This window comes from Nocardia otitidiscaviarum NBRC 14405, from assembly GCF_000308635.1.
Classification (GTDB): Bacteria; Actinomycetota; Actinomycetes; order Mycobacteriales; family Mycobacteriaceae; genus Nocardia; species Nocardia otitidiscaviarum.
This window is the reverse complement of the sequence record NZ_BAGD01000061.1, coordinates 201,690-209,721: the sequence shown is the minus strand read 5'-3', so window position 1 is coordinate 209,721 and position 8,032 is coordinate 201,690. Positions and strand designations below refer to the sequence as shown.

Here is an 8,032-nt window from a genome sequence, read left to right as displayed (position 1 = left end):
AGCAGTGCCAGCGGGTAGCCGGAGCGCGGGTGCAGTGGGCCGAGGGCGAGCAGGCGGTCGCGGTGGGCGACGCGCATGGCCGCCACATCGTGGACGGGCAGGCCGTAGCGGTGGCGCAGGCGAGCGGCCACCAGGGCATTGCCCAGGCGGGCGTGCCAGGGCCAGGCACCGCGACCGGCGGGGCGGCGACGGCCGACGACCATATCGACCTGGGGCGTCAAATCCGCTACCAGGGTGGACAACTCGCGGGGGTCCATGGAGCCGTCACCGTCGAGGACGGCCACGATATCGGTCCGGGCCGACCGCACACCGGCGTGCACGGCACTGCCGTAGCCGGGGACGGGCTCGGTGACGACGGTAGCCCCGGCGGTGCGGGCGACCGCGGCGGTGTCGTCGGTGGAACCGTTGTCCACCACGATCACCCGATAGCCCGCGGGGATTGCCGAGAGTACGCCGGGGAGCGCACCGGCTTCATCGCGACACGGAATCACCACCGTGACGCAGGATTCCTCGTTCGATTCGGTCACGCCTAGACCGTAGGCCCGCGCGGGCCGGATGAACCCCAACACACCGATGACGAAAGTATGACGGGACCTGTGCGAACGCCCAGAACAACCGGCTCCGGGCTACCTCGCGGCCTAGGGTGGGTGCGTGCGGAACACTCCCGTCATCACGCCTTCCCGGCCGTTTACACGCCGGGCCGATCTCGGCTGGGCGGTCGGCGCGGCCCTGTTGGTCGCGGCCGCCGTGGCCGTTCCGCGAATAATGGGCAAACAGTGGTCGGATCGGCTGTACGCCGGAGCCGCACCGCTGTTCGGCGAATGGCTGCCGCACATCGGCTGGGGCACCGGTCCGGCCGTCGCCATCGCGGCACTGGTGATCGTGTACGGCCCCGGCCTCGCCGCACGCCTGTCCTGGCGGCGGCTGCTCGCCGTCACCTGGCTGACCTCGGTCGGGTGGGCCGGTGCGCTCGCCCTGGTGGACGGCTGGCAGCGCGGCTTCGCGGGACGGCTCACCAGCCGCGACGAGTACCTGCACGAGGTCGGCGGGGTCACCGATATCGCGGCCATGCTGCGCGGATTCTCCGCGCGCATCCTGGATTTCCAGCCCGACTCCTGGACCACCCACGTCTCCGGGCATCCGCCGGGGGCACTGCTCGTCTTCGTCCTGCTGGACCGGATCGGGCTGGGAGGCGGCGGTTGGGCCGGACTGCTGTGCGTCCTGGTCGGTTGCGGTGCGGCCGTGGCCATCCTGGTGACGCTGCGGGCACTGGGCGCGATGGAGCGCGCCCGCGCGGCAGCGCCCTTCCTGGCGCTCGCCCCGGCCGCCATCTGGCTGGCGGTGTCCGCCGACGCGCTGTTCGCGGGGGTCACCGCGTGGGCGGTGGCGCTGCTGGCGGTCGCGACCCGGCACGGTGCGCGGTGGGTGCCGGCCGCGGTGGGCTCGGGGCTACTGTTCGGCTTCGGGCTGTACCTCAGTTACGGTCTGGTGCTGATGGCGGTGCCCGCACTGGCGGTACTCGCGGCCCGCGGGCTGCGCCCCGTGATTCCGGTGGTGGTCGGGATGCTGCTCGTGGTGGGCGCGTTCACCGCCGCCGGGTTCTGGTGGTTCGACGGCTACCACCTGGTGGTGGAACGGTACTACCAGGGCATCGCCAGCGAGCGGCCCTACTCGTACTGGGTGTGGGGCAATCTCGCGGCCACCGTGTGCGCGGTCGGGCTGGCGTCGGTGGCCGCATTGCACCGCGTCGCCCGTGAACTCCAGCCGTCCGCACTATGGCGGACGTCGGACGCGGAGGATGCCGCGCAACAGACCGACGGCGAGAAGATTTCGCCATCCGTGCCGCACCGGCACTGTGACCGGGAAGTCGCGGCGCGCGATACTCACACACCGGATCATCGGCCGAGCGCGCACGAGGCGAGCGTGCGCGGGGCGAGCATGCGCGGGGCGAGCATGCGCGGGCCGAGCGTGCGCGGGAGTGCGGTACCGGCGCTGCGGCGGTGGCGGGCGGTGGTCGATCCGGCGGCGCTCCTGGCGGCGGCGGGGTTGGCGGCGCTGCTGCTGGCCGATCTCAGCGGGCTGAGCAAGGCCGAGACGGAACGGATCTGGCTGCCGTTCGGGCTGTGGGTGATCGCGGGGACGGCCCTGCTGCCGCGGCGGGATATGCGGGGGTGGCTGGCCGTGCAGGCGGTCGGGGCACTGCTCGTCAACCATCTGGTACTCACGAATTGGTGACTGTCATGCGCATTCTGGTGGCCGATGATGATCCCGTGGTGCGGGAGGTGGTGCGGCGGTATCTGGAACGGGACGGACTGGAGGTGGTGGAGACGGCCGACGGGCCGCAGACCGCGGCGGTATTGGCGCGCAACGACATCGACCTCGCCATCCTCGATGTGATGATGCCGCCGCCGGACGGCATCGACCTGGTGCGCATGGTGCGCGGCGGGCCGCATCCGGATACGCCGATCATCCTGCTCACCGCGCTCGGCGAGGAGGACGACCGGGTGCTCGGATTGCAGTCCGGCGCCGACGATTACGTGACCAAGCCGTTCAGTCCGCGCGAGCTCGCGCTGCGCGTGGCGTCGGTGCTGCGCCGCGCCCGGCCCGCCCCGAGCGCTGAGCAGGTGCTGCGCAGCGGGGATATCGAGGTGCGGCCCGCGGCGCGCGCGGTACAGGTGGCCGGGGTGCCGGTGGAGTTGACCGCACGCGAATTCGATCTGCTGACCTTTCTGCTGACCCATCCGCACCGGGTGTTCAGCCGCGACGAACTGCTCGCGGAGGTATGGGGGTGGACCTTCGGCGACCTGTCCACGGTGACCGTGCACATCAAGCGACTGCGCGCCAAACTCGGTGCCGCGCATCGCATCGACACCGTATGGGGGCGCGGATACGCCTGGGGCCGCACCGATTCCGGTGAGGATACGCCGCGTGCCGACTGACACCCCCGGCCTCATCGGCTACGCGCTCGCCGGATCGCTGCCGGTGGTGGTGGTCGGCGCCCTGCTGCTGCGCTACACCCGCAATCGCGCCATGACCACGAGTATGGCGGTGCTGGTGCTGATTCCGACGCTGGCGACGCTCAGCGGCGTGGTCGCGGTGAGCGGGCTCATGTTCGACGACGCGCTGGCCCGTACCGCCACCGTCCTGGGGGTGGTCACGGCGGTGACGGTGCCCGCGGCCATTCTGCTGGGGCGGGCGCAGGCGCGGGCCACGGTGTGGGAGAAGCAGATGCGCGAGCGGGAGCGGGCCGCGGAGCAGTCGCGGCGGGAGCTGATCGCGTGGGTGAGCCATGATCTGCGCACCCCGCTGGCGGGGATCCGGGCCATGGGTGAAGCGCTCGCCGACGGGGTGGTCGACGAGGGTGACGAGGTGCGCAGGTACGCCGAACGCATTGTGCGCGAGACCAATCGGCTCTCCGCCATGGTCGACGACCTGTTCGAGATGTCGAAGATCAATGCCGGGGCGCTGCGGCTGTCCCTGGAACCGGTGGACCTGCGCGAGCTGATCGACGAGGTGCTGGCCGCCAACCAGCCGACCGCCCGGCGCGCCGGAATCACCCTCACCGCAAGGCAACCCGAGCACCGCATCGTGGTGGCGGGCAGCGACCGCGCCCTCACCCGGGTGCTCACCAACCTGGTCGCCAATGCCATCGCGCACACGCCACCCGGCGGCCGGATCGAGATCGCCGCGGGCGCCTCCGACGGCCACGCCTGGACCCGCGTGGACGACACCGGGCCCGGCATCTCCCCCGTCGACCTGCCCCGCATCTTCGAGGTCGCCTACCGTGGCACCTCGGCCCGCTCCCCCGGCGCGGCCGAACTCGGCAGCAGCAGCGGCATGGGCCTGGCCATCGCCGCCGGGCTCGTGGCGGCCCACCACGGCGAGATCCACGCCGAGAACCGCGACCGGGGAGCCCGATTCGAGATCCGCCTGCCACTGCTCGGCAACGGCGGAGGTTAGCACGAGACGTCCTCTGCCACGCGATGGCCGCCCGCGACGCCCGGGCTTCCACTACGTGCCGAGGCTGGTCCGACTGAGAGGTCGGCCGAGCGGGACGGGCAGGCGAACCGCACTGTGCGTGCCCGCCGCCAGGGCCAGGGCCAGGGCCAGGGCCAGGGCCAGGGCTCGGGCTCGGGCTCGGGCTCGGGCTCGGGCTCGGGCTCGGGAGCAGGGCTACCAGGTCGGGGCACCGGCACCGGATGCGGATCGTAGTGGGGCGGAGGCGAATTCGGTGAGGCCGGTGGTGGGGGTGGTGGCGGCGGTGAAGTCGAGGAGGCGGTGGGCGCGGGCGGGGCTGGCGACGATGTGGCGGACGTCGCCGGGGCGGTAGTCGGCGGTGACCACCGGGGGTTTGCCGCCGTGGGCGGTGGCGAGGACGGCGGCCACCTCGCCGATGGTGATGGGGTGGCCGGAGGCGATGTTCAGGGGGACGAAGGCGTCGAGTGGGCGTTCGAGGGCGGCCAGATTGGCGGCGGCGATATCGCGGACGTGCACGAAATCGCGGGCCTGGCGGCCGTCTTCGAAGACGCGGGGTGCCTCGCCCGCCTCCAGGGCGGAGCGGAAGATGGCCGCTACGCCGGAATACGGGGTATCCCTGGGCATCCCGTCGCCGTAGACATTGTGGTAGCGCAGCGCGGTCACGGTGGCGCCGGTGGCGGTGGCCCAGGCGGCGGCATAGTGCTCCTGCGCGAGTTTGCTCGCCGCGTACAGGCTGCGCGGGCGTAGCGGGGCGTCCTCGTCGACCGGAGCCCAGTGCAGCGGTGCGCCATCCGGTCCGAGGTGGTCGAAGCGGCCCCCGTCCAGGTCCGCGCGGGTGCGCGGTGCGGGCTCGACCCGCTCACCGTTCCGGTCCACATAGCTGCCCTCGCCGTACACCACCATGGACGAGGCCAGTACCAGGTGGCGGCAGCGCGCCCGGTCCATGGCGGCCAGCAGCACCGCGGTGCCGAGATCGTTGTGACTGGCGTAGGCGGGCGCGTCCTGGGCACTCACCCCCGCACCGACCACGGCGGCCTGATGACACACCGCGTCCACCCCGCGCAGGCATGCGTCGAGCGCCTCCGGATCGCGCACATCCGCCCGCTCGACACCGCGCGGTGGCGCCGCCTCGGCCCCGTGGGCGGCGGGCAGCATCACGTCGAGCGCGACGACCTCATGCCCGGCATCGGTGAGTGCGTGGTGGATGTGGGAACCGATGAAACCGGCCGCGCCGGTGAGCAATACACGCACAGGTGTCCTCCGTAGCTGTGGCTCGCCAACCCGGGTACCGGGTGAGCGTGGTCATGGCCTGTCCGGCGACGGCCCGGTGTGGCATGGTCGCGGTCCGCCGGTGCGGCGTGGTGCCTCCCGGGCCGGATATCGTCGCTGGTCCGACGCACACACCACCCACCCGTCGCCTTCGATCCGACGACCGCTACGGACCCGCGCCCTGCCGGTCGAACATGCACCGCGCGGCGGATCGGACTCACCGTCCGCCTCCGCACGGGCAGCCCCGCGACGGCTTCGGTGCCGCCGGACGCGCCCATCCCGCCGGGCCCCGCGCCCGGTTCGGATTTCGACTGTCCGGCGTGCGCCTCGGTACGCGCGTCGCCCATCCGACGTGGGCCGCACATCGCGGGGCGGCCGCCGATCCGTGAAACTCCGGCGCACACGACAGACATATCCGCGATTGTGGTGCCCACGGCCGTCGTTCGCTGCCCGACAGGCCGCCGACACGCGGGCCGTCAGCCTTTCGTCACCATCGCATCCGCACATGCGGGGGCCGCCGCAGGATCGGTCCGATTCGTCGGGGCTAAACGGGTGGGCGGCGCGCGGGAACCGGATTCGAATCGGGTCTTGTGTCGCGGTCACTTCGGGTGCAGAATTCATCGCATAGTGAATTCAACACTCGATGAATTGCAGGTGGTCCCATGACGACACCGAACTCCGCGCCCGCCATCGACGTCGACGCCCTGTGCGTCGTGCGGGGCGGGCGGCGGGTACTCCACGACATCACGCTGACCGTGCCGCGCGGTCGCATCACCGGCCTGCTCGGGCCCTCGGGCTGCGGGAAGACCACGCTCATGCGCAGCATCGTCGGCACCCAGATCATCGAGTCGGGCACGGTGCGGGTGCTGGGTGATACGGCCGGGTCGCGTGGGCTGCGCTCGCGGGTCGGCTATGTGACGCAGGCTCCGAGCATCTACGACGACCTCACCGTCACCGACAATGTCTCGTATTTCGCTGCGCTGTACGGCGCTTCGCGGGATCAGGTGGTCGAGGCCATCGCCGCCGTGGGGCTGAGCGACCACGCCGGGCAGCGCGGCAATCAACTCTCCGGCGGGCAGCGCACCCGCACCTCGCTGGCCTGCGCCCTGGTGGCCGATCCGGAGGTGCTGATTCTCGACGAACCCACCGTCGGCCTGGATCCCGTACTGCGCGTGGAACTCTGGAAGGAATTCCACGCCCTCGCCGAGCAGGGTCGCACGCTGCTGGTCTCCAGTCACGTGATGGACGAGGCCGAGCACTGCGATCAACTGCTGCTCATGCGCGACGGTCACCTGCTCGCCCAACTCAGTCCGGACGAACTACGTTCCGACACCGGCGAATCCAGCCTGGAGAACGCGTTTCTCGCCCTCATCGAGATGGGAGGACGGTCATGACCACCACGACCCGACCCACCGGCCCCCGACCGCTGGCCGGCTACCGCGCCACCACCCTGCGCATCCTGAAGCAGCTGCGCGCCGACCATCGCACCGTGGCCATGCTGCTGCTGGTTCCAGCGCTGCTGCTGGTCCTGCTGTACTTCGTGTACCAGAATTCACCGACGCCGCCGGGCACGCCGCGGGTGTTCGACCGGGTGGGCATCAGCATGCTCGGCATCCTGCCGTTCATCGTCATGTTCCTCATCACGGCCATCGCCATGCAGCGCGAACGCACCTCGGGCACGCTCGAACGGCTCATGACCACACCGCTGTCCAAACTGGATCTGCTGGCCGGATACGGTTCGGCCTTCTCCATCGCGGCGGGCGCGCAGGCGGGCGTCGCCTGCCTGGTGTCGTTCTGGCTGCTGGACCTGCGCGCCGCGGGCAGTGTCTGGCTGGTGCTGCTCATCGCGATCGTCGACGCCGTCCTGGGGGTGGCGCTCGGTCTGCTGGCGAGCGCCTTCGCGCGCACCGAATTCCAGGCCGTACAGTTCATGCCCGTGATCGTCGGACCTCAGTTCTTCCTGTGCGGCCTGCTGGTGCCGCGTGAACAGCTGCCCGACTGGCTGGAGGTGATCAGCGATGTGCTGCCGCTGAGCTACGCGGTGTCGGCGTTGCAGCAGGTGTCGAACAATCCCGGGGCCACCGGCGCGATGTGGCGGGATCTGCTCGTCGTGGCGCTGTTCGCCGCCGCCGCACTGGGTCTCGGCGCGGCGACGCTACGCCGGAGAACCGCGTGACGGCGGAACGCGGCGGACGCGCCGGGCGGCGGCCCGGGCAATCCGGCACCCGGGCGGCGATTCTCGACGCCGCCCGGGTGCGTTTCGCCGAGGTGGGTTTCGACCGGGCGTCGATTCGTTCCATCGCCGCGGCCGCCGGGGTGGATCCGGCACTGGTGCATCACTATTTCGGCACCAAACAGCAATTGCTCACGGCCGCACTGGATATCCCCGCCGATCCCAGCGTCGTGACCGGAGCCATCGCGGCGGTGCCGCTGGACCGATTGGGCGACACCATCGTTCGCACCGTGGTCGGGCTCTGGGATTCCCCCATCGGCGTGCAGGCGGTGGCCGCCTTCCGCAGCATGCTCGGCGGCGGCGACACCGCGCTGGCCCGGACCTTTCTCCTCGAGGTGGCGCTGAAGGATGTTCGCGCCCGGGTGGATTCACCCCCGGGCACGGGCACGACGCGGGTGGCGCTGGCCGCCTCGCAGCTCATCGGCGTGCTGGTGGCGCGCAAGGTCGTCGAGATCGAACCGCTCGCCTCCATGCCCGTGGACGAGGTGGCCGCCCTGGTGGGGCCGACGCTCCAGCGCTATCTGACCGGCGAACTCGCGACCTAGCCGCTCC

At 71.4% G+C, this 8,032-nt stretch carries 8 protein-coding genes; 6 read left to right on the top strand and 2 right to left on the bottom strand.

Annotated elements, in window-relative coordinates; translation table 11 throughout:
• A partial coding sequence (locus ON31_RS12185; protein WP_039812989.1) for a glycosyltransferase family 2 protein occupies positions 1 to 527 on the bottom strand: 527 nt, incomplete at its 3' end.
• Between the two features lie 238 nt (positions 528 to 765).
• On the opposite strand from ON31_RS12185, the gene ON31_RS37540 reads away from it, so the two are divergent.
• From ON31_RS37540 to ON31_RS12170, 3 genes are read left to right on the top strand one after another with little or no spacing between them, the layout of a single operon-like run.
• Entirely contained in the window at positions 766 to 2,235 is a 1,470-nt protein-coding gene (locus tag ON31_RS37540; protein ID WP_255222067.1) for a hypothetical protein, read from the top strand.
• Positions 2,236 to 2,240: 5 nt separating this feature from the next.
• A complete protein-coding gene (locus tag ON31_RS12175; RefSeq protein WP_039812861.1) occupies positions 2,241 to 2,939 on the top strand; it encodes a response regulator transcription factor in 699 nt (232 codons plus the stop codon).
• Positions 2,929 to 3,960: a sensor histidine kinase gene (locus ON31_RS12170; RefSeq protein WP_029928846.1), complete on the top strand. Its 1,032-nt coding sequence runs from the start codon at positions 2,929 to 2,931 to the stop codon at positions 3,958 to 3,960. Before ON31_RS12175 ends, ON31_RS12170 begins: the two co-directional genes overlap by 11 nt.
• 213 nt (positions 3,961 to 4,173) lie before the next feature.
• On the opposite strand, the gene ON31_RS12165 is transcribed toward ON31_RS12170, so the two are convergent.
• The gene (locus ON31_RS12165) at positions 4,174 to 5,229 is read right to left on the bottom strand and encodes an NAD-dependent epimerase/dehydratase family protein (RefSeq protein WP_039812859.1); all 1,056 of its coding nucleotides are present in this window, start codon (positions 5,227 to 5,229) and stop codon (positions 4,174 to 4,176) included.
• A gap of 680 nt (positions 5,230 to 5,909) precedes the next feature.
• On the opposite strand from ON31_RS12165, the gene ON31_RS12155 reads away from it, so the two are divergent.
• From ON31_RS12155 to ON31_RS12145, 3 genes are read left to right on the top strand one after another with little or no spacing between them, the layout of a single operon-like run.
• On the top strand, positions 5,910 to 6,641 hold the full coding sequence (locus tag ON31_RS12155; RefSeq protein WP_039812855.1) for an ABC transporter ATP-binding protein: 732 nt from the start codon (positions 5,910 to 5,912) through the stop codon (positions 6,639 to 6,641).
• The gene (locus ON31_RS12150; protein WP_051037124.1) at positions 6,638 to 7,423 is read left to right on the top strand and encodes an ABC transporter permease; all 786 of its coding nucleotides are present in this window, start codon (positions 6,638 to 6,640) and stop codon (positions 7,421 to 7,423) included. Before ON31_RS12155 ends, ON31_RS12150 begins: the two co-directional genes overlap by 4 nt.
• Complete coding sequence (locus ON31_RS12145; RefSeq protein ID WP_039812853.1) at positions 7,420 to 8,025, top strand: TetR/AcrR family transcriptional regulator; 606 nt, start codon at positions 7,420 to 7,422, stop codon at positions 8,023 to 8,025. Before ON31_RS12150 ends, ON31_RS12145 begins: the two co-directional genes overlap by 4 nt.
• The last annotated feature ends 7 nt before the right edge of the window (positions 8,026 to 8,032 follow it).